The sequence below is a fragment of the Citrobacter sp. Cf116 genome (genome assembly GCF_030336505.1).
Classification (GTDB): domain Bacteria; phylum Pseudomonadota; class Gammaproteobacteria; order Enterobacterales; family Enterobacteriaceae; genus Citrobacter; species Citrobacter freundii.
This window is the reverse complement of sequence record NZ_JAOWEQ010000041.1, coordinates 468,083-492,469: the sequence shown is the minus strand read 5'-3', so window position 1 is coordinate 492,469 and position 24,387 is coordinate 468,083. Positions and strand designations below refer to the sequence as shown.

Sequence of the window (24,387 nt, the reverse complement as noted above, 5' to 3'; positions counted from 1 at the left end):
GCGGGAATAGCTCAGTTGGTAGAGCACGACCTTGCCAAGGTCGGGGTCGCGAGTTCGAGTCTCGTTTCCCGCTCCAAATTCTTACCCCAATAAAAATATCCACAACGAATAATCGCGTTGGGGACGTTTTGTTTCGTCATTGACATACTCTTGTAAACAGACTTATCCACAGGTTCGGGTATTATTCCTGGAATGCAAAAAACTTCGCCGGGTGAATAGTATCATTTTAACTGATTGAAATTATTGGTTTAATTATCATTTCAAATTGTTAATGCGATCACTTGACGATTTTTTCCCTCTTGAATATCAATGTATTTTTATTTTTATACACAAGCTGTGGATGACTTAAGCGTCGCGCGGCAGACCCTTCTCAATGACCCTGACCAAACGTTGTTTCTTCGGTAGCTGCACCTCAACTACGCAGGCATTTCGCTTCTCGATTTGCTGAGCAACCGCCCAGTCTATGTGTTCGTCGAGAAGTGGGTGCTCACCTCTGCGACTTTCCAGCGCGTGAATAACTGCGTTATCCCAGGGGGCATTACCCAACGCAACGGCGATATTTCGCAGCCAGCGCAGGTGGCCAATACGACGAATGGCAGACCCCTCCGTGACTTTTAAAAACCACGCTTCGCTCCAGCTAAACAGCTCTATTAACTCCGGAGCATGAAGCTGCTTGCGCGGGTTGAAGTCATCCTCTGTCGTCAACTGTGAATAGCGGTTCCACGGGCAAATGAGCTGGCAATCGTCGCAGCCGTAAATTCGATTCCCCAACAATGGACGAAACTCTTCCGGGATCGGGCCTTCCAGTTCGATAGTGAGATAAGAGATACAGCGGCGCGCATCTACGGTGTAGGGTTCAACGATGGCCCCGGTGGGACAGATGGTCATGCAGGCGACGCATTTCCCGCATCCTTCTTCTGCTGGTTGGTCGACCGGCAAGGGTAAATCGATCAGTAATTCCCCGAGGAAGAAAAATGAACCGGCTTCGCGATTGAGGATTAATGAGTGCTTACCTGTCCAGCCAAGCCCGGCTTTTTCAGCCAAAGGACGCTCAAGAATGGGCGCAGAATCGACAAAAGGTCTAAAATTCAGCGAAGCGCAGTGCTGTTGAATCATCTCTCCCAGCTTTTTTAAGCGGTTACGTAACAGCTTATGGTAGTCGCGGCCAAGCGCGTAACGGCTGACGTAACCCAGAGAAGGGTTCTTCAACGTGCTGGCAAAGGCCGCTTTGGCAGGAAGATAGTTCATACGTACGCTGATGACGCGTAGCGTACCGGGCAATAATTCGTGGGGGCGGGCGCGCATCATGCCGTGACGGGCCATCCAGTCCATCTCGCCGTGGTATTGTTTATCCAGCCAGGCCTGCAGTTTGGGCTCTGCTTCGCTGAGGTCGGTATCGGCAATACCGACCTGCTGAAAGCCAAGCTCCAGCCCCCACTGCTTAATATTTTGCGCTAACTGATTGAGATCGAGGGGCTCTGACATGACGGACCATACAATGAAGAAAAACCCCGCAAGTATACCACACTCCATCTGGCACGCCGATGACATCAGGCGTATGGAGCGAGAGGCGGCAGACAGTTTAGGGCTGACGTTGTATGAGCTGATGCAACGGGCGGGAGAGGCGGCGTTTCAGGTCACCCGCGAGGCCTATCCGAACGCCCAACACTGGCTGGTGCTATGTGGTCACGGCAACAACGGCGGTGATGGTTACGTGGTGGCAAGACTTGCCAAAGCGCAGGGTTTTAATGTTACGTTGCTGGCGCACGAGGGTGATAAACCGCTCCCCGAGGAAGCGCAGCAGGCGCACGACGCCTGGCTTAACGCCGGTGGCGTTATTCATGCTGCTGATATTAACTGGCCAGACAGCGTGGACGTCATTATCGACGCGCTGTCAGGTACTGGCTTAAAAAACGCGCCGCGTGAACCTCTCCCGGCGTTGATCGAACGTGCCAATAGCCACCCAGCCCCTACAATTGCAATCGACATTCCCTCCGGCCTGCTGGCGCAGACGGGGGCGACGCCGGGGGCAGTCATCAACGCTGCGCATACCGTTACCTTTATTGCGCTCAAGCCAGGTCTGCTCACCGGTAAAGCACGCGATGTCACCGGACGTCTGCATGTTAATGCTCTTGGGCTGGACGACTGGCTGGCGGGGCAGAACGCGCCGCTGCAACGTTTTGATGCTCAACAGCTTGCGCACTGGCTAACGCCGCGTCGGCCCACCTCACACAAAGGCTCCCACGGTCGGCTGGTGATTATCGGCGGCGACTACGGCACGGCAGGTGCAATACGTATGGCCGGTGAAGCGGCGTTGCGTGCGGGAGCCGGGCTGGTCAAAGTATTGACTCGCAGTGAGAACATTGCGCCTGTTCTGACTGCCAGACCAGAACTGATGGTCGATGCGCTGACGCCGCAGACTCTGGAAGAGAGCCTGGCATGGGCGGATGTTGTGGTGATAGGACCAGGTCTTGGTCAGCAGGAGTGGGGCAAAAAAGCGCTGCAAAAAGTGGAGAATTTTCGCAAACCGATGCTCTGGGATGCGGATGCGCTGAACCTGCTGGCAATCAACCCCGATAAACGTCACAATCGCGTGATCACGCCGCATCCAGGTGAAGCCGCGCGACTGCTGGGCTGTTCCATTGCAGAAATTGAAGACGATCGCTTACTTTGTGCACAACGTCTGGTAAAACGGTACGGAGGCGTGGTAGTGCTGAAAGGCGCGGGTACGGTTGTTGCTGCTGAACAGGCTGAGTTAGGTATTATTGATACCGGCAATGCAGGGATGGCCAGCGGCGGAATGGGAGATGTGCTTTCCGGTATTATTGGCGCATTGCTCGGACAGAAGCTTACCCCGTATGATGCAGCATGTGCGGGATGTGTTGCGCACGGAGCGGCGGCGGATGTGCTGGCGGCGCGTTTTGGTACGCGCGGCATGCTGGCGACAGATCTCTTTACCACGCTACAGCGTATTGTTAACCCTGATGTGATTGACGTTTATCATGATGAATCGAGTAATTCCACTACCTGATGAGCAGGCAACTTTAGACCTGGGACTGCGGGTAGCCAAAGCCTGTGACGGCGCGACGGTTATATATTTGTACGGCGACCTGGGGGCGGGTAAAACCACTTTCAGCCGGGGATTTCTGCAGGCGTTAGGTCATAAAGGTAATGTAAAAAGCCCCACCTACACGCTGGTTGAACCCTATTCACTCGATAACTTGATGGTTTATCACTTCGATTTATACCGACTTGCGGACCCGGAGGAGCTGGAATTTATGGGGATCCGCGATTATTTTGCCAATGATGCCATCTGCCTGGTGGAATGGCCGCAACAAGGTAAAGGTGTACTGCCAGACCCGGACGTCGAAATACACATTGAATATCAGGCGCAAGGTCGGGAGGCGCGCGTAAGCGCAGTCTCCTCATCGGGTGAATTATTGCTGGCGCGTTTAGCCGAATAACCTTAAGGGTGGCGGGATGATTTATCGCATCAGAAACTGGCTGATGGCAACCCTGGTCCTGCTGTGCGCGCAGGCAGGGGCCGCCAGCCTCTCCGATCTTCAGGTTTCCAATGGCAATCAACAGGCGCGGATTACGCTGAGCTTTATTGGCGAGCCTGAATACGCCGTGAGCCAGGACGGGAAACGCACCGTCGCGCTGGATATAAAACAAACCGGAGTGATTCAGGGATTACCGCTGCTGTTTAGCGGCAATAATCTGGTGAAATCTATCCGCTCCGGCACGCCAAAAGATGCGCAGTCCTTGCGTCTGGTGGTGGATTTAACCGAGAACGGCAAGGCCGAAGCCGTTAAACGACAGAACGGCGGCAATTATACAGTTGTGTTTACCATCAAAGCTGATGCGCCACCGCCACCGCCTCCACCTCCAGTGGTTGTTAAGCGTGTTGAAACGCCGGTTGTCGCCCCTCGTCCTGCCGAGCCTGCGCGTAACCCGTTTAAAGCAGAGAACGATCGCACCACGATGGTGACCAACAGTAATACCTCCACACGACCTGCGGCGCGCGCCAGCACCGGCAGCGGTGAAAAAGTGGTTATTGCCATTGATGCCGGACACGGCGGGCAGGATCCGGGGGCGATTGGCCCTGGCGGCACGCGTGAGAAAAACGTCACGATTGCCGTGGCGCGTAAACTGCGCAGCTTGCTCAATGATGACCCAATGTTTAAAGGCGTACTCACCCGTGATGGCGATTACTTTATCTCGGTGATGGGGCGTTCAGACGTCGCACGTAAACAAAACGCCAATTTCCTGGTTTCTATTCACGCGGATGCCGCGCCAAACCGTGATGCCACAGGTGCTTCCGTTTGGGTGCTGTCGAACCGTCGGGCGAACAGTGAGATGGCCGGCTGGCTGGAACAGCACGAAAAACAATCGGAGCTGTTGGGCGGCGCGGGCGATGTGCTGGCAAACAGCCAGTCCGATCCTTATCTCAGCCAGGCCGTACTGGATCTGCAGTTCGGTCATTCGCAGCGCGTCGGGTATGATGTGGCGACCAGCATGATCGGCCAGTTAGAACGTATTGGTTCGATGCATAAGCGCCGTCCGGAACACGCCAGTCTTGGCGTACTGCGTTCGCCTGATATCCCGTCTGTGCTGGTTGAAACCGGCTTTATCAGTAACAACAGCGAAGAACGTCTGTTGGCGAGCGATGATTACCAGCAGCAACTGGCTGAGGCGATATACAAAGGATTGCGTAACTATTTCCAGGCGCACCCGATGCAAACCGGACCGCAGGGCGCGCCGGCGCAAACCGCCAGCGCCATATCGCCGGGTAACACGTTAACAAATTAAGGATTAGCCATGCCGATTCAGGTTCTACCGCCACAGCTGGCGAACCAGATTGCCGCAGGCGAGGTGGTAGAACGGCCTGCGTCAGTGGTGAAAGAGCTGGTGGAAAACAGCATCGATGCCGGTGCGACGCGCATTGATATCGATATTGAGCGCGGCGGCGCGAAGCTTATCCGTATTCGTGACAACGGCTGCGGGATTAAAAAAGACGAGCTGGCGCTGGCACTGGCGCGTCATGCCACCAGTAAAATAGCCTCGCTTGACGATCTTGAGGCCATCGTGAGCCTCGGATTTCGTGGCGAAGCGCTGGCAAGTATCAGCTCCGTGTCTCGTTTAACCCTGACATCGCGCACACAAGAGCAGCCTGAGGCCTGGCAAGCCTATGCTGAAGGGCGCGACATGGATGTGACGGTAAAACCTGCTGCGCATCCAGTGGGAACCACACTGGAGGTGTTAGATCTGTTCTACAACACCCCGGCGCGGCGCAAATTTATGCGCACCGAGAAAACTGAATTTAATCATATCGACGAGATTATTCGCCGCATTGCGCTGGCGCGTTTTGATGTGACGATTAATTTGTCTCACAACGGCAAAGTGGTGCGTCAGTACCGGGCAGTGGCCGCGGATGGGCAGAAAGAGCGCCGGCTGGGCGCGATTTGCGGCACGCCGTTTCTGGAGCATGCGCTGGCGATTGAATGGCAGCATGGTGATTTAACGCTGCGCGGCTGGGTGGCCGATCCTAACCACACAACGGCGGCACTGGCAGAAATCCAGTACTGTTATGTGAATGGTCGGATGATGCGAGATCGGCTGATCAACCACGCTATCCGCCAGGCCTGTGAAGATAAGCTGGGAGCCGATCAACAACCCGCTTTTGTGCTGTATCTGGAAATCGATCCGCATCAAGTGGATGTCAACGTACACCCAGCTAAACATGAGGTCCGTTTCCATCAATCCCGCCTGGTGCACGATTTTATTTACCAGGGCGTGTTGAGCGTCCTGCAACAGCAGCTTGAAACGCCGCTGCCGTTGGCTGATGAGGACGAACCTGCTCCAAGGCACATCCCGGAAAACCGTGTTGCTGCCGGACGTAACCATTTTGCCGAGCCTGCCCCCGCGCGTGAACCTGCAACACCGCGGTACTCAGCATCCGCTGGCGCTGGAAACGGCAGTAGTGGCGCAGGCCGTCAGGCGGGGGCCAGTTGGCCTCATGCCCAACCCGGATATCAAAAGCAGCAGGGCGAAATTTATCAGAAACTGATGCAGACGCCGGCTCCAACGCGTAAAACGCCGGTCTCTGAAACATCATCGGCACCTCTGAGTGGCAGCAGTCAGGGCTTTGGCCGGGTGCTAACGATTGTCGGTGCAGACTGTGCGTTACTCGAGTGCGATGGCCATATTCGGTTGCTGGCATTACCGGTGGCTGAGCGTTGGCTGCGTCAGGCGCAATTAACGCCGGACCAGGGGACCGTTTGCGCCCAGCCGTTGCTGATCCCTTTACGGTTAAAAGTCAACGCCGATGAAAAAGCGGCGCTGCAAAAAGGACAGAGCCAACTGGCTGAGCTGGGCATTGAATTTCAACTGGATGCGCAGCATGTGACCATCCGGGCGGTGCCTTTACCCTTACGCCAACAAAATTTACAAATCTTGATTCCTGAACTGATAGGCTACCTGGCGCAGCAATCCGTATTCGAGCCGGGCAATATTGCGCAGTGGATCGCACGTAACCTGATTAGCGAGCATCCACAGTGGAGTATGGCACAGGCGATTACGCTGTTAGCGGATGTTGAGCGGCTCTGCCCACAACTCGTGAAGGCACCGCCGGGTGGTCTGTTACAACCTGTTGATTTACATTCGGTAATGAATGCCCTGAAACATGAGTGATACCCGTAAGGCGAGCCTGCCAAAGGCGATTTTTTTGATGGGGCCAACGGCCTCCGGTAAAACGGCACTCGCAATTGAATTGCGTAAAGTTTTGCCCATAGAGTTGATAAGCGTTGATTCCGCCCTTATTTACAAGGGGATGGATATCGGTACAGCCAAGCCCGATGCAGATGAATTACAGGCCGCGCCGCACCGATTACTGGATATTCGCGATCCGTCGCAAGCGTACTCCGCTGCGGATTTTCGTCGCGATGCGTTAGCCGAGATGGCCGACATCACCGCCGCGGGGCGTATCCCGTTGCTGGTGGGCGGCACAATGTTATATTTCAAAGCCTTGCTTGAAGGGCTGTCGCCGTTACCGTCGGCGGACCCGGAAGTCAGGGCCAGAATTGAGCAGCAGGCGGCAGAGCAGGGTTGGGACGCGTTACACCGACAGCTTCAGGACATCGATCCGGTGGCTGCGGCGCGTATTCATCCAAATGATCCGCAAAGACTTTCCCGGGCACTGGAAGTTTTTTTCATTTCGGGTAAAACTTTAACGGAGCTGACGCAAACGTCAGGAGATGCTTTGCCGTATCAGGTGCATCAGTTTGCAATCGCCCCGGCGAGCCGTGAACTGCTCCATCAGCGAATTGAGCAGCGTTTTCATCAGATGTTAGCTTCAGGTTTTGAAGCAGAAGTCCGGGCGCTTTTTGCCCGTGGAGATTTGCATACGGATTTGCCTTCCATTCGTTGTGTAGGGTATCGCCAGATGTGGTCATACATTGAAGGTGAAATTTCATACGATGAAATGGTTTATAGAGGTGTTTGCGCCACGAGGCAGTTGGCGAAGCGACAGGTAACCTGGTTGCGTGGTTGGGAAGGGGTGCACTGGCTTGACAGTGAAAAGCCTGACCAGGCGCGAAACGAAGTATTACAGGTTGTTGGTGCTATCGCGAACTGAATGTGTACAATTGAAACGTATCGTGCGCAATTTTTCAGAATCGAAAGGTTCAAAGTACAAATAAGCATATAAGGAAAAGAGAGAATGGCTAAGGGGCAATCTTTACAAGATCCGTTCCTGAACGCACTGCGTCGGGAACGTGTTCCAGTTTCTATTTATTTGGTGAATGGTATTAAGCTGCAAGGTCAAATCGAGTCTTTTGATCAGTTCGTGATCCTGTTGAAAAACACGGTCAGCCAGATGGTTTATAAGCACGCGATTTCTACTGTTGTCCCGTCTCGTCCGGTTTCTCATCACAGCAATAATGCCACCGGCGGCACTGGCAGCAACTACCATCACGGTAGCAACGCGCAAGGTTCATCTGCGCAACAGGACAGCGAAGAAACCGAATAAGGTTATTAGCTGTTTTACATACGGGGAGCCAGCGATCCTGCGTTCCCCGTTGATTTATATTAAGGGGTTGACGCTTGTTTGACCGTTATGATGCCGGTGAGCAGGCGGTACTGGTACACATCTATTTTTCGCAAGACAAAGATATGGAAGACCTCCAGGAGTTTGAATCTCTGGTTTCTTCCGCCGGTGTCGAAGCAATGCAGGTGATTACCGGGAGCCGTAAAGCACCGCACCCGAAGTATTTTGTTGGTGAAGGTAAGGCCATCGAAATTGCCGAAGCCGTAAAAGCGACTGGCGCTGCGGTGGTGATTTTTGATCATGCTCTGAGCCCCGCCCAGGAACGTAACCTGGAACAGTTGTGCCAGTGTCTTGTAATCGACAGGACCGGTCTTATTTTAGATATTTTTGCCCAGCGTGCGCGCACCCATGAGGGTAAGTTGCAGGTTGAGCTGGCGCAGTTGCGCCATATGGCTACGCGTCTGGTCCGTGGCTGGACCCACCTTGAAAGGCAAAAGGGCGGGATTGGTTTGCGTGGTCCGGGTGAAACCCAGCTCGAAACCGACCGTCGTTTGCTGCGTAATCGCATTTTGCAAATACAGTCGCGCCTGGAAAAAGTTGAAAAGCAACGTGAGCAGGGGCGGCAGTCGCGCAAGAAAGCGGATGTCCCAACCGTATCACTGGTGGGATATACCAACGCCGGAAAATCCACCCTGTTCAACCAGATCACCGAAGCCCGGGTTTATGCAGCGGACCAGCTGTTTGCGACCCTGGACCCAACGTTGCGCCGCATAGACGTGGCGGACGTGGGTGAGACCGTGCTGGCGGATACCGTAGGGTTTATCCGCCATTTGCCGCACGACCTGGTGGCGGCATTTAAAGCCACCTTGCAGGAAACACGTCAGGCGACATTGCTGCTGCACGTTATTGATGCTGCAGATTTTCGTGTGCAGGAAAACATCGAGGCAGTCGACACGGTGCTCGAAGAGATCGATGCACATGAGATCCCGACCCTGCTGGTGATGAATAAAATCGATATGTTGGATGACTTTGAGCCGCGTATCGATAGAGATGAAGAGAATAAACCCATTCGCGTTTGGGTATCAGCGCAAACGGGGATTGGTATACCACAACTTTTTCAGGCTTTGACTGAGCGACTTTCCGGTGAGGTGGCGCAGCATACGTTGCGTTTGCCGCCGCAGGAAGGGCGTTTGAGAAGCCGGTTTTATCAACTTCAGGCAATAGAAAAAGAGTGGATGGAGGAAGACGGCAGCGTAGGTCTGCAGGTTCGTATGCCGATCGTAGACTGGCGTCGCCTCTGTAAACAAGAACCGGCACTGGAAGACTATGTTGTCTGATCTGACGGATATGGCCTGAAGATTTTTTCGCCTCTATACCTTGTGGATTTTGTGCGGCAGGAAGGCGGCAAGTCCTGAAATCTCCAGGAGCATAGTCAACTATGTGACTGGAGTTGAGGGACGCAGCCAACGCATCGGCAGCGCAAAAGACGCAGGTATAGCATCGCATAACAAATATGGAGCACAAAAATGGCGTGGAATCAGCCCGGTAATAACGGACAAGACCGCGACCCCTGGGGAAGCAGCAAACCTGGCGGCAACCCTGAGGGAAATGGAAACAAAGGTGGTCGCGAGCAGGGGCCTCCCGATCTGGACGATATCTTCCGCAAACTGAGTAAAAAGCTCGGTGGTCTGGGTGGCGGTAAAGGTACTGGTTCTGGCGGCGGTAGTTCATCGCAAGGCCCGCGTCCGCAACTGGGCGGGCGAGTCTTTACTATCGCAGCGGCCGCCATCGTCATTATCTGGGCGGCTAGCGGTTTCTATACCATTAAAGAAGCGGAACGTGGCGTGGTGACACGCTTCGGTAAATTCAGCCATTTGGTTGAACCGGGTCTGAACTGGAAACCGACCTTTATCGATGAAGTGACACCGGTCAACGTTGAAGCCGTGCGTGAACTTGCCGCATCCGGCGTTATGCTGACCTCTGACGAAAACGTCGTGCGCGTCGAAATGAACGTACAGTACCGCGTGACCGATCCGCAGCGTTACCTGTTTAGCGTAACCAGTGCGGATGACAGTCTGCGTCAGGCAACTGACAGCGCCCTGCGTGGGGTTATCGGTAAATACACCATGGACCGTATCCTGACCGAAGGGCGTACCGTTATTCGTAGCGATACCCAGCGGGAACTGGAAGAAACAATCCGTCCGTACAACATGGGTATCACCTTGCTGGACGTCAACTTCCAGGCAGCACGTCCGCCGGAAGAAGTAAAAGCCGCGTTTGACGATGCTATCGCAGCACGTGAAAACGAACAGCAGTACATTCGTGAAGCAGAAGCGTACACCAACGAAGTTCAGCCGCGTGCAAACGGTCAGGCTCAGCGTATTCTGGAAGAAGCGCGTGCGTATAAGACTCAGACCATCCTGGAAGCACAGGGTGAAGTGGCTCGCTTCGCAAAAATTCTGCCGGAATATAAAGCCGCACCGCAAATTACCCGCGAGCGTCTGTATATCGAAACCATGGAAAAAGTGCTGAGCAATACCCGCAAAGTCCTGGTTAACGATAAAGGCAGCAATCTGATGGTTCTGCCGCTGGATCAAATGCTGAAAGGTGGTAGTGCGCCAGCAGCAAAGACTGACAGCAGTTCAAACCTGTTGCGTCTGCCGCCAGCAACGACTTCCAGCACTGGAGCAAGCAATACATCGTCCACCAGTCAGGGCGATATTATGGACCAACGCCGCGCGAATGCGCAGCGTAACGACTACCAGCGTCAGGGGGAATAACGATGCGTAAGTCAGTTATTGCGATTATCATCATCGTTCTGGTAGTTCTGTTCATGTCTGTCTTTGTGGTCAAAGAAGGCGAGCGCGGTATTACTCTGCGCTTTGGTAAAGTTCTGCGTGACGATGAAAACAAGCCGCTGGTCGTTGCACCAGGCCTGCACTTCAAGATTCCGTTTATTGAATCTGTGAAGATGCTCGATGCGCGTATTCAGACCATGGACAACCAGGCCGATCGCTTTGTTACTAAAGAGAAGAAAGACCTGATTGTTGACTCCTACATCAAGTGGCGCATCAGTGACTTTAGCCGTTACTACCTTGCAACGGGCGGTGGCGATGTTTCTCAGGCGGAAGTCCTGCTGAAACGTAAGTTCTCTGACCGTCTGCGTTCTGAAATTGGTCGTCTGGACGTGAAGGACATCGTTACCGATTCCCGCGGTCGTCTGACCCTGGAAGTTCGTGACGCGCTGAACTCCGGGTCTGCTGGCACGGAAGATGAAGTGGCGACTCCGGCAGCAGATAGCGCGATTGCCGAAGCGGCTGAACGTGTTCAGGCTGAAACGAACGGTAAAGTACCGGTCATCAACCCGAACAGTATGGCGGCATTGGGCATCGAAGTGGTTGACGTGCGTATTAAGCAAATCAACCTGCCTGCTGAAGTGTCCGAGGCTATCTACAACCGTATGCGCGCTGAGCGTGAAGCGGTAGCGCGTCGCCATCGTTCACAAGGCCAGGAAGAGGCGGAAAAACTGCGTGCAACGGCGGACTATGAAGTCACTAAAACGCTGGCAGAATCTGAGCGTCAGGGCCGTATCATGCGCGGTGAAGGCGATGCAGAAGCCGCTAAGCTGTTTGCCGATGCATTTAGTCAGGATCCTGACTTCTACGCCTTCATCCGTAGCCTGCGTGCTTACGAGAAGAGCTTCGAAGGCAACCAGGACGTGATGGTCATGAGTCCGGACAGCGATTTCTTCCGCTACATGAAGACACCGAGTTCCGCGACACGCTAATCGCGTTCCAGCGGTTTTAAAGCAGCAAAACCACCGGCATCTCCAGGGATGCGGTGGTTTTCTTTTTATATAAGGGCGATGGATGAATTCAACAATTTTGCTGGCGCTCGCGCTGGTTTTGGTGCTGGAAGGGCTGGGTCCGATGCTTTATCCCAGCGCATGGAAGAAAATGATCTCTGCAATGGCGCAACTTCCCGAAAATATTTTGCGTCGTTTTGGTGGAGGTCTTGTGGTTGCGGGCGTAGTGGTCTACTACATGTTGAGGAAAACGATTGGCTGATTAATAAGTAGACTAATTTGCGGATTTTCGCATGCAAAAAGTGCTGTATATCTGAAAAAGCGGTGGTAGAATCCATTTTTAAGCAAACGGTGATTTTGAAAAATGGGTAACAACGTCGTCGTACTGGGCACCCAATGGGGTGACGAAGGTAAAGGGAAGATCGTCGATCTTCTGACTGAACGGGCTAAATATGTTGTGCGCTACCAGGGTGGTCACAACGCAGGCCATACTCTCGTAATCAACGGTGAAAAAACCGTCCTCCATCTTATTCCATCAGGTATTCTTCGCGAGAATGTCATCAGCATCATCGGTAACGGTGTTGTTCTGTCTCCGTCCGCGCTGATGAAAGAAATGAAAGGACTGGAAGATCGTGGTATCCCGGTTCGCGAGCGCCTGCTGCTGTCTGAAGCTTGTCCGCTGATCCTTGATTATCACGTTGCGTTGGATAACGCTCGTGAGAAAGCGCGTGGCGAGAAAGCGATCGGTACTACCGGTCGTGGTATCGGTCCGGCTTATGAAGACAAAGTAGCTCGTCGCGGTCTGCGTGTTGGCGATCTGTTTGATAAAGCAACCTTCGCTGAAAAACTGAAAGAAGTGATGGAATATCACAACTTCCAGCTGGTGAATTTCTATAAAGTTGAAGCAGTTGACTACCAGAAAGTGCTGGATGATGTGATGGCTATCGCCGACATCCTGACCTCGATGGTTGTTGATGTTTCCGATCTGCTGGACCAGGCGCGTAAGCGTGGCGATTTCGTCATGTTTGAAGGTGCGCAGGGTACGCTGCTGGATATCGACCACGGTACCTATCCGTACGTAACGTCCTCCAACACCACCGCAGGTGGCGTGGCAACCGGCTCCGGCCTGGGCCCACGTTATGTGGACTACGTTCTGGGTATCATCAAAGCTTACTCTACTCGTGTAGGTGCGGGTCCGTTCCCGACTGAACTGTTTGATGACGTTGGCGAGTTCCTGTGCAAACAAGGTAACGAGTATGGCGCGACCACCGGTCGTCGTCGTCGTACCGGCTGGCTGGACTCCGTTGCTGTACGCCGTGCAGTACAGATTAACTCCCTGTCTGGCTTCTGCCTGACCAAACTGGACGTACTGGACGGTTTGAAAGAAGTGAAAATCTGTGTCGCTTACCGTATGCCGGATGGCCGTGAAGTAACGACTACTCCGCTGGCAGCAGACGACTGGAAAGGTATCGAGCCGATTTACGAAACCATGCCGGGCTGGTCTGAATCTACCTTCGGCGTGAAGGAACGTAGCGGTCTGCCGCAGGCTGCACTGAACTACATCAAGCGTATTGAAGAACTGACTGGTGTGCCGATTGATATTATCTCAACTGGCCCAGACCGTACTGAAACCATGATCCTGCGCGACCCGTTCGACGCATAATTCTGGTTATAGCGTGGCGTCGAATGGCGCTGCGCTTGCAATATCTCAAGCCGGATAAGGTGCTTTGCATCAGAATCCGGCTTAAAATCACGTAAGTTCCTCGCTTTTTTCCTTCCTGAACTGAAATAAATTAGCGACCTGGCTGGTGGCTGGTTTATCATCAATATAATTAATACCACCAGGTTTATCCGTTTTATCCCTTTTCCTGAGGTTGATGTGCAGTTAACAAGTTTCACCGATTACGGATTACGTGCGCTAATCTACATGGCGTCACTTCCCGAAGGACGTATGACCAGTATTTCTGAGGTGACAGAAGTCTACGGCGTGTCCCGTAATCATATGGTCAAAATAATCAATCAACTTAGCCGGGCGGGCTTTGTTACTGCTATTCGAGGAAAAAATGGCGGTATCCGCTTGGGTAAACCCGCTAAGGATATTGGTATTGGTGATGTGGTTCGCGAGCTGGAACCCTTATCGTTGGTCAACTGTAGCAGCGAGTTTTGCCACATTACCCCGGCCTGTCGACTCAAACAGGCGCTTTCTAAGGCAGTGCAAAGTTTTCTCACGGAGCTGGACAACTACACACTTGCTGATTTGGTTGAAGAGAATCAACCGCTTTATAAATTATTGCTGGTGGAGTAATGAAGTCCAAAGTATTTCGCGTCGCATCGCGGCGGCAACTGAGCGAGTCGCCAGGAGCTTACAAAAGTAAGTGACTGGTGGGAGCAAAGGCAGCCAACAAAGAGGCGTCGTGAAAGACGAAGGAATTCCATCAGAGCTGACAATGGAGGAACCTCAATGTCACAAGATCCTTTCCAGGAACGCGAAGCTGAAAAATACGCGAATCCTATCCCAAGCCGGGAATTTATCCTCGAACATTTAACTAAACGTGAAAAACCGGCCAACCGCGATGAGCTGGCCGCTGAACTCAACATTGAAGGTGAAGAGCAGCAGGAAGCACTGCGCCGCCGTCTGCGCGCGATGGAGCGTGACGGACAACTGGTCTTCACTCGTCGTCAGTGCTATGCGCTGCCGGAGCGTCTCGACCTGCTGAAAGGTACCGTTATTGGCCACCGTGATGGCTACGGCTTTCTGCGCGTTGAAGGCCGCAAAGATGACCTGTACCTGTCCAGCGAGCAGATGAAAACCTGCATTCATGGCGATCAGGTGCTGGCGCAGCCGCTGGGCGCGGACCGTAAAGGTCGTCGCGAAGCGCGTATTGTGCGCGTACTGGTGCCAAAAACCAGCCAAATTGTCGGTCGCTACTTCACCGATGCTGGCGTTGGGTTTGTCGTCCCTGACGACAGCCGTCTGAGTTTCGATATCCTGATCCCGCCGGAAGAGGTGATGGGCGCTCGTATGGGCTTCGTGGTCGTCGTTGAACTGACCCAACGTCCGACTCGCCGCACCAAAGCGGTGGGTAAAATTGTAGAAGTGCTGGGTGACAACATGGGAACCAGCATGGCCGTTGATATGGCCCTGCGTACTCATGAAATCCCATATATCTGGCCGCAGGCTGTTGAGAAACAGGTCGCCGGGCTGAAAGAAGAAGTGCCGGAAGAGGCGAAAATAGGACGTGTCGATCTGCGCGACCTGCCGTTGGTGACTATCGATGGCGAAGATGCGCGTGACTTCGACGATGCGGTTTACTGCGAGAAGAAACGCGGCGGCGGCTGGCGTTTATGGGTGGCAATTGCCGACGTAAGCTATTACGTTCGCCCGCCGACTCCGCTGGACCAGGAAGCCCGCAGCCGTGGCACATCCGTTTACTTCCCGTCGCAGGTTGTTCCGATGCTGCCGGAAGTGCTGTCTAACGGATTGTGTTCGCTCAACCCGCAGGTGGACAGGTTGTGTATGGTCTGTGAAATGACCATTTCGTCGAAAGGCCGTTTAACCGGCTTTAAATTCTACGAAGCGGTCATGAGTTCCCATGCACGTCTGACCTACACCAAGGTCTGGCACATGCTGCAGGGCGACCAGGAGCTGCGTGAGCAGTACGCACCGCTGGTCAAACACATTGAAGAGCTGCATAACCTCTACAAAGTGCTGGATAAAGCCCGCGAAGAGCGCGGCGGTATCTCGTTTGAAAGTGAAGAGGCGAAGTTTATCTTCAATGCTGAACGCCGTATTGAGCGTATTGAGCAGACGCAGCGTAACGACGCGCACAAGCTGATTGAAGAGTGCATGATCATGGCGAACATCTCAGCGGCGCGATTCGTTGAGAAAGCCAAAGAGCCAGCGCTGTTCCGTATTCACGATAAGCCGACGACCGAAGCGATTAACTCGTTCCGTTCCGTCCTGGCAGAGCTGGGACTGGAGCTGCCAGGAGGCAACAAACCTGAGCCGCGCGATTACGCTGAACTGCTAGAGTCGATTGCTGACCGTCCTGACGCAGAAATGCTGCAAACCATGCTGCTGCGTTCGATGAAGCAGGCGATTTACGATCCGGAAAACCGTGGTCACTTCGGCCTGGCGCTGCAATCTTATGCACACTTTACTTCACCGATCCGTCGTTACCCGGACCTCTCCTTGCACCGGGCGATTAAGTATCTGCTGGCGCAGGAGCAGGGTCATAAAGGCAACACCACGGAAACGGGTGGCTACCATTATTCGATGGAAGAGATGCTGCAACTGGGTCAGCATTGTTCGATGGCCGAGCGCCGTGCTGACGAAGCCACACGCGATGTCTCTGACTGGCTGAAGTGCGACTTCATGCTGGATCAGGTGGGGAATGTCTTCAAAGGCGTGATTGCCAGCGTCACCGGATTTGGTTTCTTTGTCCGTCTTGATGAGCTGTTTATCGACGGTCTGGTGCATGTCTCCTCTCTGGATAACGACTACTATCGTTTCGACCAGGTTGGGCAGCGCCTGACGGGGGAATCCAGCGGTCAGATGTATCGCCTGGGCGATCGCGTGGAAGTTCGCGTGGAAGCAGTCAACATGGACGAGCGTAAGATCGACTTTAGCTTGATCTCCAGCGAACGTGCGCCGCGTAATGAAGGTAAAACTGCGCGCGAAAAAGCCAAAAAAAGCGATGCGGGTAAAAATACCGGTAAACGTCGTCAGATGGGCAAAAAGGTGAATTTCGAGCCGGACAGCGCCTTCCGCGGCGAGAAAAAAGGCAGAGCCAAACCTCAGGCGGAAAAGAATGCGGCTGAGAAGAAAGGCGACAAAAAAGCGAAAAAGCCATCGGCAAAAACGCTTAAAATCGCTGCCGCCACCAAAGCTAAACGTGCGGCGAAAAAGAAAGTCGCACAATAACTGCCATAAACAGTAAGTCGGGCAATCTCGTGTTGCCCGCGTTATGCATAAACTATTAACGAGTACATTCATGAGTGAAATGATTTACGGCATCCATGCGGTGCAGGCTCTGCTGGAACGTGCGCCTGAGCGCTTCCAGGACGTCTTTATTCTCAAAGGTCGTGAAGATAAACGCCTGCTGCCGCTGATCCACGCACTGGAAGCACAGGGTGTTGTCATTCAACTGGCTAACCGTCAGTTTCTGGATGAGAAAAGCGAGGGTGCGGTACATCAGGGGATTATTGCTCGCGTGAAGCCTGGGCGTCAGTATCAGGAAAACGATCTGCCGGATCTGATTGCTACGCTCGATCAGCCGTTCTTTTTGATCCTCGATGGCGTCACCGACCCGCATAACCTGGGGGCATGCCTGCGTAGCGCCGATGCCGCTGGCGTACATGCTGTAATCGTACCGAAGGATCGTTCCGCTCAGTTGAATGCGACGGCGAAAAAAGTGGCCTGCGGTGCGGCAGAAAGCGTACCGCTGATCCGCGTGACCAACCTGGCGCGCACCATGCGTATGCTGCAGGAAGAGAATATCTGGATCGTCGGAACCGCTGGTGAAGCCGACCATACTCTCTACCAGAGCAAAATGACCGGACGTCTGGCGTTGGTGATGGGCGCAGAAGGTGAAGGTATGCGCCGTTTGACCCGTGAACACTGTGACGAACTCATCAGCATCCCGATGGCAGGTAGCGTTTCGTCGCTGAACGTTTCAGTTGCGACGGGCATCTGCCTGTTTGAAGCAGTCCGTCAGCGCAGCTAAGCTTAATTTTCGGAAAAAGCCATCCTGATTCGGATGGCTTTTTTTTATCTTAAACAAGTATGATAAAGGCTGAAAAATGATATTTATTTCTAATTAACTAATATATGGGAAATATATGGCATGGAATCCGCAGGTGCTTGCTGAAGCACTACAAACTCTTCAAGAATTAAATATAGATATTGAAAATAATGAGCGGTCATTAATTATTAAAATGAATGATTATGGCGATTTGCCGCTCAGTGTGTTATTTACATCCCGCCAGATTATTATTGAAACCATTATTTGTCCTGTCAGCAGTATTCATCAGCAAGATGAGTTTAATGTTTTCTTATTGCGTAATCAGAAACTCCTTCCTCTGTCTTCCGTGGGGATTTCACGCGTTCAGCATGATGAATATTACGTCGCATTTGGGGCGCTTTCCCTGAACTCATCGTTGGATGATGTGGTCCTGGAGATGACGACGCTTGCGGATAACGCTCTGGATTTGGCTGAAATCACTGAAGAATACACTCACGAATAACAAGGAACGCTATTTATGGGAATTTTAAAAAGCCTGTTTACCCTCGGCAAGTCCGTACTTTCTCAGGCGGAAGAATCAATTGAAGAAGCGCAGGGTGTGCGGATGCTGGAACAGCATATTCGTGATGCGAAAGGTGAACTGGATAAAGCCGGAAAATCGCGGGTTGACCTGCTGGCACGCGTGAAGATGAGTAATGACAAGTTAAGCGATCTGCGGGCACGCAAATCCAGTCTGGAAACGCGAGTGCTGGAAGCACTGAGTAAAAACGCTAACCCGTCTCTGATTAACGAAGTTGCAGAAGAAATTGCCCGTCTGGAGAATGTCATTACCGCTGAAGAGCAAGTGCTTACTAACCTTGAGGCCTCTCGTGATGGCGTTGAGAAAGCGGTTAGTGCTACCGCTCAACGGATTGCACAGTTCGAGCAGCAACTGGAGGTGGTAAAGGCTACAGAAGCGATGCAGCGCGCCCAGCAGGCCGTGACCACGTCGACCGTGGGCGCGTCTTCCAGCGTGTCTACCGCCGCGGAGTCGCTCAAGCGTTTGCAAATGCGCCAGGCAGAGCGTCAGGCGCGTCTGGATGCTGCCGCACAGCTGGAAAAAGTTGCGGATGGGCGTGACCTTGACGAGAAGCTGGCCGAAGCAGGTATTGGCGCAAGCAATAAAAGTTCTGCTCAGGATGTGCTGGCACGATTGCAGCGCCAGCAAGGCGAGTAATCATACGGCGATATATGCCAGCATCGACCGGAGGCTGGCACATCATTAAGGATAAATGATGACGAGTTTTTTCCAGCGTTTATTTGGTAAAGCGGATGTTGCTGCGCCAGTTCGCGGGCCGTTGGGGTTACATCTGAATGCCGGGTTTACGCTCAATACATTGGCATTTCGCCTTTTAGAAGAGGCTTTATTGATCGAATTGCCCGGTGAGGAGTACACCGTTGCTGCAGTCAGCCACATTGATTTAGGCGGCGGAAGTCAGATTTTCCGCTACTACACGTCCGGAGAAGAGTTTCTGCAAATCAATACCACGGGCGGCGCAGACATGGATGATATCGACGATATCAAATTCTTTGTTTATGAAGAAAGCTACGGGATTTCGCAGAAAAAACACTGGCAGTCTGCGATTAGTCCGGCCGCAATAGGCACACCGACGCTCGCCTGGCAGGAAGCGCGCTGGCAGCGCTTTTTTAACGACGAAGAGCCGGGGAATATAGAGCCAGTTTATATGCTGGAAAAAGTGGAAAACCAGCAGCACGCCACGTGGGAAGTGCATAATTTTACCATGGGCTATCAGCGACAGGTTGCTGATGATACCTGGGAATACCTGCTGTTAAACGGTGAAGAGTCGTTCAATGAGCAGGGCGAGCCTGAGTGGGTATTCTCACGGGCGCTGGGCGTGGATATCCCATTGACGTCACTTAATATTATTGGTTAATTTCAGGGAAGGTTTTAATGCACATACTGAGTTCATTACTGGCTTTTGGCGCCTATTTTTTTATTGGCGCAGCCATGGTGATTGTTTTTCTGGTCATCTACTCAAAAATTACGCCGCACAATGAATGGCAGCTGATTAAAAATAACAATATGGCGGCGTCGCTGGCGTTTAGCGGCACGTTGCTGGGTTACGTCATTCCGTTATCCAGCGCGGCAATTAACGCCGTCAGCATCCCGGATTATTTTGCCTGGGGCGGCATCGCGCTAGTGATACAACTGATCATTTACGGCGGCGTGCGTTTATATATGCCGGCACTGAGTGAAAAAATTATTAATCACAACACCGCAGCGGGACTATCTATGGGAACCGCCGCGCTGGCGGGAGGCATTTTTAACGCCGCCTGCATGACATGGTAATGGACGATCATGGCAAGAAAACGTAAATCCGGAAACAAAAACAGAACATCAGGGCATTCTGCTATCACGCGAATCGATCGCCCGGTTAACCCCTTTGTAAGAAAACGCAGTCGTTACAGCGGAAAGTATCTGACGCTGGCTATTATGGGCGGAGCGGCATTTTTTATCCTCAAGGGGTGTAGTGATGACGCAGGGGCAGACAACGATGGCGACGGTACCTTTTACTCAGCGGTGAGCGATTGTATTGATGATGGCAATAGCGCCGCCGTGTGTGCCGATGGCTGGAACAGCGCTAAATCAGAGTTCTACTCCAACCTGCCTATGCAAATGAGCAGCGAAAGCTGTCAGAAACAGTTTGGTAACTGTTATCTCGACAGTACCGATCACAGCTGGGTGCCGGTGTTTGCAGGATTTTTACTCAGCCGCGTCGTTCGTAAAGATCGCGACGAACAGTATGTTTACCACAGCGGCGGTTCATCCTATGTTTCGCGTCCGGTCTGGCGTACGACTTCCGGGGATTACAGCTGGCGCTCCGGTAGCGGAAAAAACGATACCGCTACCACCCATAGCTATACGACGAAGAAAGCCTCGACGGTTTCTCGTGGCGGCTATGGGCGTTCGTCCAGCGCGCGCGGGCACTGGGGAGGTTAACGATGCTGCGACATGATGTTCCTGTTCGGCAAGATTTGGACAGGATCGCTTACGATCACGGTTTCGATTTTCATATTATCGATAACGAAATCTACTGGGATGAGAGTCGGGCTTACCGCTTTACGCTCAGACAAGTGGAAGAGCAGATCGAAAAACCTACTGCGGAACTGCACCAGATGTGTCTGGATGTCGTCGAACGAGCAGTTAACGACGAACAGATTATGCAGCAACTGGCGATCCCGCCGCTGTACTGGGACGTTATTGCCGAAAGCTGGCGCAATCGCGATCCCTCTCTGTACGGCCGTATGGATTTTGTCTGGTGCGGAAATAAATCGCCGGTCAAGCTGCTGGAGTACAACGCGGATACGCCAACGTCGCTCTATGAGTCAGCGTATTTCCAGTGGTTATGGCTGGAAGATGCGCGTCGCAACGGGGTGATTCCACGCGATGCCGATCAGTACAACGCTATTCAGGAGCGGTTGATCTCCCGTTTTGCTGAGCTTTATAGCCCGGATCCCTTCTATTTCTGCTGCTGTGAAGATACCGATGAAGACCGTACCACGGTGCTGTATTTACAGGATTGCGCACAGCAGGCCGGGCAAGAATCGCGATTTATTTACGTTGAGGATCTGGGGCTTGGCGTTGGCGGCGTTCTCACAGACCTTGACGATAACGTCATTCGTCGCGCCTTTAAGCTCTATCCCCTGGAGTGGATGATGCGAGATGAGAATGGCCCCTTGCTGCGCCATCGCCGCGAACAGTGGGTTGAACCGTTGTGGAAGAGCGTGCTCAGCAATAAAGGGTTGATGCCGTTACTGTGGCGTTTATTTCCCAACCATCCCAACCTGCTGCCCGCCTGGTTTGACGGTGAAACGCCACAAATTGCGCCAGGTGAAAGCTATGTGCGCAAACCGATATTCTCCCGCGAGGGAGGAAACGTCACCATTTTTGATGGTCAGCAGCAGGTCGTTGAGCATGCTGAGGGTGATTACGCCGAAGAGCCGATGATCTATCAGGCATTTCAGCCGTTACCGCACTTTGGCGACAGCTACACGCTGATCGGCAGTTGGATCGTAGATGATGGAGCATGTGGTATGGGGATCCGCGAAGATAATACGTTGATCACTAAAGATACGTCTCGTTTTATTCCTCATTATATTGCGGGCTAACCGTGCTTTTGTGATCTCCTTCCGTCGCGAATTCTGGGGTTCTGACCATACTTAAAGCGACGGCCATTGACGGAGGGAGACACAATGCACTGGCAAACGCATACCGTTTTTAACCAACCTGTACCGCTCAATAACAGTAACTTATATTTGTCCGACGGCGCGCTGTGCGAAGCGGTTATCCGTGAAGGCGCTGGCTGGGATAGCGATCTTCTCGCCAGTATTGGTCAGCAGCTAGGGACTGCCGAGTCGCTCGAACTTGGTCGTCTGGCCAATGCTTTTCCACCTGAACTATTGCGCTACGACCCGCAGGGGCAGCGGCTGGATGATGTGCGTTTTCATCCTGCCTGGCATTTGCTGATGCAGGGATTGTGCGCCAACCGCGTACATAATCTGGCCTGGGAAGAAGACGCGAGGCAGGGAACATTTGTTGCCCGGGCGGCGCGTTTCATGCTGCATGCGCAGGTTGAAGCAGGCACGTTGTGTCCGGTGACCATGACGTTTGCCGCCACGCCGCTGTTACTTCAAATGTTACCCGCCCCCTTTCACGACTGGCTGACGCCGCTGCTAAGCGACCGTTATGACTCGCATTTACTGCCCGGAGGGCAAAAGCGCGGGCTACTGATTGGTATGGGTATGACCGAAAAACAGGGTGGTTCAGATGTGCTGAGCAATACCACTCAGGCAGAACGTCTTGTCGACGGCTCGTATCGGCTGGTGGGACATAAGTGGTTTTTCTCCGTACCGCAAAGCGATGCCCATTTGGTGCTGGCCCAGGCAAAGGGCGGCTTATCCTGCTTTTTTGTACCGCGATTTTTACCTGACGGGCAGCGTAATGCCATCCGTCTTGAACGACTGAAAGATAAGTTAGGCAACCGCTCCAACGCCAGCTGCGAGGTTGAATTCCACGATGCGATTGGCTGGCTATTGGGCGAAGAAGGGGAGGGTATCCGCCATATCCTGAAGATGGGCGGGATGACGCGTTTTGACTGCGCGCTCGGCAGTCACGGCATGATGCGACGTGCTTTTTCCGTCGCGATTTATCATGCGCACCAGCGACAAGTTTTTGGCAAACCATTGATTGAACAGCCGATGATGCGTCAGGTATTAGGCCGGATGGCGCTCCAACTGGAAGGTCAAACGGCGCTACTGTTTCGACTGGCGCGGGCCTGGGACCGTCGTGCTGATGCCAAAGAGGCGCTGTGGGCCAGGTTGTTCACGCCAGCAGCGAAATTCTCCGTTTGCAAGGTCGGTATGCCGTTTGTGGCTGAAGCGATGGAAGTGCTGGGCGGGATTGGCTATTGCGAGGAGAGTGAGCTGCCGCGCCTGTATCGTGAGATGCCGGTAAACAGTATCTGGGAAGGCTCCGGCAACATTATGTGCCTTGATGTATTGCGGGTACTGACAAAACAACCCGGCATCTACGATATGCTCAGCGAAGCCTTTGCGGAGGTGAAGGGGCAAGATCGGCATTACGATCGGATGGTGCGTCAGCTACAGCAGCGTTTACGTAAACCCAGTGAGGCATTGGGACGAGAGATTACGCAGCAGCTTTTCCTGCTCGGTTGCGGGGCGCAGATGTTGCGTTATTCTTCTCCGCCAGTGGCGCAGGCCTGGTGCCAAATGATGCTTGATACGCGGGGTGGACTACGATTGTCTGAACAGGTGCTGAACGATTTGCTCCTGCGGGCAACGGGGGGGTTACGGTAATAACTTGCCTGATGGCGACGCGGGTGCGTCTTATCATGCCTACGCTCAGTCCAGGTCAGATAAGTTTACGCCATCCGGCAATCTGTTACGCATAAAGTATGGCCTGTACGCGCCAGTTGTCGGGCTGCTGGTCTTCGTACATCTGAATGATCCGATACCATGAGGCACCTTGTTCATCCGCTTTTAACGCGATTACACGTTCTACATCCTGCGGATTCCCTGCAATGTTACTGACAGAGATCAGGCCAATTTCGTTCAGGCCAGTAACGCAGTCAGCACTGGCGAATTCGGCAGACTGCGCCGTAGTGCCTGCCAGTCCGGCAGAAAGCAGCAGTGAGGATAAGGCAAGAGATTGTTTCATCGTCAGCTCCATTATTCGTACCCCTACACACGGCAGGGCATTCCATCGCGATAATAAACCTCAAGCTTCCTGCTGTTGGTTTATTGTGCACAGGTAAACGCATAGAGGCGCAAAGCAATGTAAAGCTGACTAAATTTCAACCCAATGTTATTTACGATACAAAATTGCCTGTGAATACCATTGGCCTGTCACGATGGTTTCATCTACTAATAAAACCACGTAGTAATCAGCTTTAGCCGCGACGGCTTTGGCACGGATCTCTGCCAGCGCATCATCCGGAGAGCCTCTAACCAGCGCGCTAACCGTCCCTAATCGCTGTAACCCATTACTCTGGTCACGGCGGATCTCCTGCGGGTGGTCGGCAACGGGCGGTGCGGGTTGCGGCGTTCCCTGTAGCACGCTACAGGCGCTTAAAAACATAACCAGCAACAAAGAGGCAAACCGACGCATAACTCTATCTCGTTTCCTGATAGCCATAGTGTAGTGCCTTATTAATTTCCCTTTAGGGGAATGTTCCCGAATTGTTATCTCTCACGCGATTTTCGAATGAAAA

The 24,387-nt window shown here is 53.0% G+C and carries 24 protein-coding genes and 1 tRNA gene; 22 read left to right on the top strand and 3 right to left on the bottom strand.

All coding sequences use genetic code 11. The annotated features are described in order from the left end of the window. A tRNA-Gly gene (locus OGV74_RS23270) sits at positions 1-76 on the top strand. 269 nt (positions 77-345) lie between these two features. Here the strand turns inward: OGV74_RS23270 and queG are convergent. After that, on the bottom strand, positions 346-1,485 hold the full coding sequence (gene queG / locus OGV74_RS23265) for a tRNA epoxyqueuosine(34) reductase QueG (protein WP_003025567.1): 1,140 nt from the start codon (positions 1,483-1,485) through the stop codon (positions 346-348). On the opposite strand from queG, the gene nnr reads away from it, so the two are divergent. From nnr to OGV74_RS23160, 21 genes are all read left to right on the top strand, one after another. Then, on the top strand, positions 1,484-3,031 hold the full coding sequence (nnr, locus tag OGV74_RS23260) for a bifunctional ADP-dependent NAD(P)H-hydrate dehydratase/NAD(P)H-hydrate epimerase (RefSeq protein WP_003025569.1): 1,548 nt from the start codon (positions 1,484-1,486) through the stop codon (positions 3,029-3,031). The genes queG and nnr overlap by 2 nt on opposite strands. After that, positions 3,003-3,464 carry a tRNA (adenosine(37)-N6)-threonylcarbamoyltransferase complex ATPase subunit type 1 TsaE gene (gene tsaE, locus OGV74_RS23255; RefSeq protein WP_003025570.1) on the top strand — a complete coding sequence of 154 codons (462 nt, stop codon included), beginning with the start codon at positions 3,003-3,005 and terminating at the stop codon, positions 3,462-3,464. Before nnr ends, tsaE begins: the two co-directional genes overlap by 29 nt. Positions 3,465-3,480: 16 nt before the next feature. Continuing rightward, on the top strand, positions 3,481-4,812 hold the full coding sequence (gene amiB / locus OGV74_RS23250) for an N-acetylmuramoyl-L-alanine amidase AmiB (RefSeq protein ID WP_016149446.1): 1,332 nt from the start codon (positions 3,481-3,483) through the stop codon (positions 4,810-4,812). A 9-nt stretch (positions 4,813-4,821) separates the two neighbouring features. Then, positions 4,822-6,693 (top strand): DNA mismatch repair endonuclease MutL, encoded by a 1,872-nt coding sequence (gene mutL / locus OGV74_RS23245; RefSeq protein WP_134216341.1) that lies wholly within the window; start codon positions 4,822-4,824, stop codon positions 6,691-6,693. Then, positions 6,686-7,636, top strand: coding sequence for a tRNA (adenosine(37)-N6)-dimethylallyltransferase MiaA (gene miaA, locus OGV74_RS23240; protein ID WP_003839486.1), 951 nt, complete (start codon positions 6,686-6,688; stop codon positions 7,634-7,636). The genes mutL and miaA overlap by 8 nt, the downstream gene beginning before the upstream one ends. A gap of 84 nt (positions 7,637-7,720) precedes the next feature. Beyond that, positions 7,721-8,029 carry an RNA chaperone Hfq gene (gene hfq / locus OGV74_RS23235; RefSeq protein ID WP_003025584.1) on the top strand — a complete coding sequence of 103 codons (309 nt, stop codon included), beginning with the start codon at positions 7,721-7,723 and terminating at the stop codon, positions 8,027-8,029. 74 nt (positions 8,030-8,103) lie between these two features. Beyond that, entirely contained in the window at positions 8,104-9,384 is a 1,281-nt protein-coding gene (gene hflX / locus OGV74_RS23230) for a ribosome rescue GTPase HflX (protein WP_003025589.1), read from the top strand. A gap of 189 nt (positions 9,385-9,573) precedes the next feature. Further along, entirely contained in the window at positions 9,574-10,827 is a 1,254-nt protein-coding gene (gene hflK / locus OGV74_RS23225) for an FtsH protease activity modulator HflK (protein ID WP_003025593.1), read from the top strand. Positions 10,828-10,829: 2 nt separating this feature from the next. Further along, positions 10,830-11,834 carry a protease modulator HflC gene (hflC, locus tag OGV74_RS23220; RefSeq protein WP_003025595.1) on the top strand — a complete coding sequence of 335 codons (1,005 nt, stop codon included), beginning with the start codon at positions 10,830-10,832 and terminating at the stop codon, positions 11,832-11,834. 82 nt (positions 11,835-11,916) lie between these two features. Beyond that, positions 11,917-12,114 (top strand): DUF2065 domain-containing protein, encoded by a 198-nt coding sequence (locus OGV74_RS23215; RefSeq protein WP_003025602.1) that lies wholly within the window; start codon positions 11,917-11,919, stop codon positions 12,112-12,114. A 102-nt stretch (positions 12,115-12,216) separates the two neighbouring features. Next, on the top strand, positions 12,217-13,515 hold the full coding sequence (gene purA, locus OGV74_RS23210; RefSeq protein WP_003025606.1) for an adenylosuccinate synthase: 1,299 nt from the start codon (positions 12,217-12,219) through the stop codon (positions 13,513-13,515). 216 nt (positions 13,516-13,731) lie between these two features. Continuing rightward, complete coding sequence (gene nsrR / locus OGV74_RS23205) at positions 13,732-14,157, top strand: nitric oxide-sensing transcriptional repressor NsrR (RefSeq protein WP_003025609.1); 426 nt, start codon at positions 13,732-13,734, stop codon at positions 14,155-14,157. Positions 14,158-14,313: 156 nt separating this feature from the next. Then, positions 14,314-16,776, top strand: coding sequence for a ribonuclease R (gene rnr / locus OGV74_RS23200; protein WP_003025612.1), 2,463 nt, complete (start codon positions 14,314-14,316; stop codon positions 16,774-16,776). A gap of 70 nt (positions 16,777-16,846) precedes the next feature. Continuing rightward, positions 16,847-17,578: a 23S rRNA (guanosine(2251)-2'-O)-methyltransferase RlmB gene (gene rlmB, locus OGV74_RS23195; RefSeq protein WP_003025615.1), complete on the top strand. Its 732-nt coding sequence runs from the start codon at positions 16,847-16,849 to the stop codon at positions 17,576-17,578. Positions 17,579-17,693: 115 nt separating this feature from the next. Then, entirely contained in the window at positions 17,694-18,098 is a 405-nt protein-coding gene (locus OGV74_RS23190; RefSeq protein ID WP_003025618.1) for a YjfI family protein, read from the top strand. 15 nt (positions 18,099-18,113) lie between these two features. Beyond that, the gene (locus tag OGV74_RS23185) at positions 18,114-18,812 is read left to right on the top strand and encodes a PspA/IM30 family protein (protein ID WP_086504830.1); all 699 of its coding nucleotides are present in this window, start codon (positions 18,114-18,116) and stop codon (positions 18,810-18,812) included. Positions 18,813-18,870: 58 nt separating this feature from the next. Then, the gene (locus tag OGV74_RS23180; protein WP_061547583.1) at positions 18,871-19,530 is read left to right on the top strand and encodes a YjfK family protein; all 660 of its coding nucleotides are present in this window, start codon (positions 18,871-18,873) and stop codon (positions 19,528-19,530) included. Between the two features lie 17 nt (positions 19,531-19,547). Beyond that, positions 19,548-19,946 (top strand): DUF350 domain-containing protein, encoded by a 399-nt coding sequence (locus tag OGV74_RS23175; RefSeq protein WP_086504831.1) that lies wholly within the window; start codon positions 19,548-19,550, stop codon positions 19,944-19,946. 9 nt (positions 19,947-19,955) lie between these two features. Then, positions 19,956-20,597 carry a DUF1190 domain-containing protein gene (locus OGV74_RS23170; protein WP_086504832.1) on the top strand — a complete coding sequence of 214 codons (642 nt, stop codon included), beginning with the start codon at positions 19,956-19,958 and terminating at the stop codon, positions 20,595-20,597. Between the two features lie 2 nt (positions 20,598-20,599). Further along, the gene (locus tag OGV74_RS23165) at positions 20,600-21,766 is read left to right on the top strand and encodes a glutathionylspermidine synthase family protein (RefSeq protein WP_286521626.1); all 1,167 of its coding nucleotides are present in this window, start codon (positions 20,600-20,602) and stop codon (positions 21,764-21,766) included. An 84-nt stretch (positions 21,767-21,850) separates the two neighbouring features. Then, complete coding sequence (locus OGV74_RS23160) at positions 21,851-23,473, top strand: isovaleryl-CoA dehydrogenase (protein WP_086504834.1); 1,623 nt, start codon at positions 21,851-21,853, stop codon at positions 23,471-23,473. 85 nt (positions 23,474-23,558) lie between these two features. Here the strand turns inward: OGV74_RS23160 and yjfN are convergent, their stop codons facing one another. After that, a complete protein-coding gene (yjfN, locus tag OGV74_RS23155) occupies positions 23,559-23,834 on the bottom strand; it encodes a DUF1471 family protease activator YjfN (protein ID WP_003839497.1) in 276 nt (91 codons plus the stop codon). Positions 23,835-23,981: 147 nt separating this feature from the next. Continuing rightward, on the bottom strand, positions 23,982-24,311 hold the full coding sequence (bsmA, locus tag OGV74_RS23150; RefSeq protein WP_003025640.1) for a biofilm peroxide resistance protein BsmA: 330 nt from the start codon (positions 24,309-24,311) through the stop codon (positions 23,982-23,984). Positions 24,312-24,387: the final 76 nt, after the last annotated feature.

Excerpts from the sequence above, each read along its gene's own strand:
- OGV74_RS23185 (WP_086504830.1), top strand. The coding sequence starts at position 18,114 with ATGGGAATTTTAAAAAGCCTGTTTACCCTCGGCAAGTCCGTACTTTCT.
- hfq (WP_003025584.1), top strand. The coding sequence starts at position 7,721 with ATGGCTAAGGGGCAATCTTTACAAGATCCGTTCCTGAACGCACTGCGT.
- bsmA (WP_003025640.1), bottom strand. The coding sequence starts at position 24,311 with ATGGCTATCAGGAAACGAGATAGAGTTATGCGTCGGTTTGCCTCTTTG.
- nnr (WP_003025569.1), top strand. The coding sequence starts at position 1,484 with ATGACGGACCATACAATGAAGAAAAACCCCGCAAGTATACCACACTCC.
- queG (WP_003025567.1), bottom strand. The coding sequence starts at position 1,485 with ATGTCAGAGCCCCTCGATCTCAATCAGTTAGCGCAAAATATTAAGCAG.
- OGV74_RS23170 (WP_086504832.1), top strand. The coding sequence starts at position 19,956 with ATGGCAAGAAAACGTAAATCCGGAAACAAAAACAGAACATCAGGGCAT.
- OGV74_RS23190 (WP_003025618.1), top strand. The coding sequence starts at position 17,694 with ATGGCATGGAATCCGCAGGTGCTTGCTGAAGCACTACAAACTCTTCAA.
- tsaE (WP_003025570.1), top strand. The coding sequence starts at position 3,003 with ATGATGAATCGAGTAATTCCACTACCTGATGAGCAGGCAACTTTAGAC.
- rnr (WP_003025612.1), top strand. The coding sequence starts at position 14,314 with ATGTCACAAGATCCTTTCCAGGAACGCGAAGCTGAAAAATACGCGAAT.
- OGV74_RS23165 (WP_286521626.1), top strand. The coding sequence starts at position 20,600 with ATGCTGCGACATGATGTTCCTGTTCGGCAAGATTTGGACAGGATCGCT.
- OGV74_RS23175 (WP_086504831.1), top strand. The coding sequence starts at position 19,548 with ATGCACATACTGAGTTCATTACTGGCTTTTGGCGCCTATTTTTTTATT.
- miaA (WP_003839486.1), top strand. The coding sequence starts at position 6,686 with ATGAGTGATACCCGTAAGGCGAGCCTGCCAAAGGCGATTTTTTTGATG.
- hflC (WP_003025595.1), top strand. The coding sequence starts at position 10,830 with ATGCGTAAGTCAGTTATTGCGATTATCATCATCGTTCTGGTAGTTCTG.
- OGV74_RS23215 (WP_003025602.1), top strand. The coding sequence starts at position 11,917 with ATGAATTCAACAATTTTGCTGGCGCTCGCGCTGGTTTTGGTGCTGGAA.
- amiB (WP_016149446.1), top strand. The coding sequence starts at position 3,481 with ATGATTTATCGCATCAGAAACTGGCTGATGGCAACCCTGGTCCTGCTG.
- rlmB (WP_003025615.1), top strand. The coding sequence starts at position 16,847 with ATGAGTGAAATGATTTACGGCATCCATGCGGTGCAGGCTCTGCTGGAA.
- hflK (WP_003025593.1), top strand. The coding sequence starts at position 9,574 with ATGGCGTGGAATCAGCCCGGTAATAACGGACAAGACCGCGACCCCTGG.
- mutL (WP_134216341.1), top strand. The coding sequence starts at position 4,822 with ATGCCGATTCAGGTTCTACCGCCACAGCTGGCGAACCAGATTGCCGCA.
- yjfN (WP_003839497.1), bottom strand. The coding sequence starts at position 23,834 with ATGAAACAATCTCTTGCCTTATCCTCACTGCTGCTTTCTGCCGGACTG.
- OGV74_RS23160 (WP_086504834.1), top strand. The coding sequence starts at position 21,851 with ATGCACTGGCAAACGCATACCGTTTTTAACCAACCTGTACCGCTCAAT.
- purA (WP_003025606.1), top strand. The coding sequence starts at position 12,217 with ATGGGTAACAACGTCGTCGTACTGGGCACCCAATGGGGTGACGAAGGT.
- OGV74_RS23180 (WP_061547583.1), top strand. The coding sequence starts at position 18,871 with ATGACGAGTTTTTTCCAGCGTTTATTTGGTAAAGCGGATGTTGCTGCG.